General features: G+C 72.2%; 1 protein-coding gene and 1 pseudogene. Both read left to right on the forward strand.

The genetic code is table 11. The features are described from left to right. Positions 1-824 (forward strand): annotated as a pseudogene (locus I5I_RS05510) (glutamyl-tRNA reductase); the annotation flags it as partial. Continuing rightward, positions 821-1,602 (forward strand): LacI family DNA-binding transcriptional regulator (locus I5I_RS05515; protein WP_036317451.1); only part of this gene is annotated, 782 nt, incomplete at its 3' end. The pseudogene I5I_RS05510 and the gene I5I_RS05515, both read left to right, overlap by 4 nt.

Raw genomic sequence — 1,602 nt, forward strand, 5'->3', positions numbered from 1 at the left:
GTCGGGGCGCTCCCCTCGTTCGTCTGGCGGTCGAGCTCGCCGGCTCGCGCGTCGCCTCGTGGGAGCAGGCGCGCGTACTCCTCGTCGGCACGGGGCGCTACGCCGCGGCATCCCTCGCGGCCCTGCGCGACGTCGGCGCCGTCGACATCCGCGTGCACTCGCGATCGGGACGCGATCGCTTCGCGAAGCGCGAGCACCTGACGACGGTGACGGCCGATGCATTCGCCGCCGAGGCGGCCCACGCCGACGTGATCGTCACCTGTACGACGACCACCGATACCTTCGCCCTCGATCTCGAGAGCCACGGTGCGGCCCGTGCTGCGGTGTCGACGCCGCAGCTGATCATCGACCTCGGGATGCCGCGCAACGTGGATCCGGGGCTGCGCTCGCTCCCCGACATCGAACTGCTCGACCTCGACACCATCCGCGTCCACGCGCCGATCGACGAGTTCGCGACCATCGGCGAGGCCCGCCTCATCGTGCAGACCGCCGCGCAGCGTCATGCGATGGCGCGCCGCGTGCACGAGGTGGCCCCCGCCGTCGTCCAGATGCGCGAGCATGTGCACGCCGTGCTCGACCGCGAGATCGAACGCGCGCGCTCCCGCGGCGCGGGAGCCGAGACGGAGGCCGCCCTGCGCCACTTCTCCGGCGCGCTGCTGCACGGCCTGATCTCGCAGGGACATTCCCTCGCCGCCGCAGGTTCGGGTTCACAGTGGACGAGTGCGGTGGACACCGTCTTTCCGCCCGCCGCGGCCGCCGCACCCGCGGCCGTGTCCACGGGCGACGACTCCGGGGACGGCGACGAGGACGGCGACCGCGGATGACGCGCGTCACGCTCCGCGACGTCGCCGCGCGGGCGGGGGTGTCGACGGCGGCGATCAGCCAAGCCCTCAACGGTCGCGGCAACCTGAGCGCGGAGACGCGCGAGCGCATCAAAGCGGTGGCGGCGGAACTGGGCTACGCGCCCAACAAGCACGCGAGCGCGCTGCGCAGCGGCCGCACGATGTCGATCGGCTTCGTGATGGCGGCCAACTCGCTGCAGGACGGTCGGCGCGCACTGCAGCGCGCGCGTCAGCTCGACGCGCTCGTGGAGGCCGGCGCGACACGCGGATTCACCGTGACGGTGCTGCCCGACAGCCGTCCCGACCTGCTGACGGGGGCGCAGATCGACGCCCTGTACTTTCCCGATCCCGCCGATGACCGCACGATCCTGCGCGATGCGGTCGCCGCCGGCATTCCCGTCGCGGCGAATGATCTCACCGTCCCGGGCGGGGTCCTCACGATCCGCACCGGCTACGCGGCGGCCGTTCGCGCGGGTCTCGCTCATCTGGCAGAGACCGGCGCACAGCGCATCGGCTTCCTCGTCGACGAGAGCGAGGTGCCGCGAGATCAGCTCGGCGAAAGCGCCTACCTCGCTTGGAGCGCCGTCAACGGCCGCACCCCGCTCGTGGCGCGGGTCGATGCCGGGCGCCGACGGCTCGTACCCGCGCTGCACGAACTGCTCGAGGCCGACGCCGACGCCGTGTTCGCCTACTGCGAGGAAGGGCCGGAAATCTACCTGCATCTCGAGCAGATCGACGTCGTCATGCCCCGGGATCTGCA

Origin of the sequence: Microbacterium sp. B24 (assembly GCF_000333415.1) — a bacterium.
Lineage (GTDB): Bacteria > Actinomycetota > Actinomycetes > Actinomycetales > Microbacteriaceae > Microbacterium.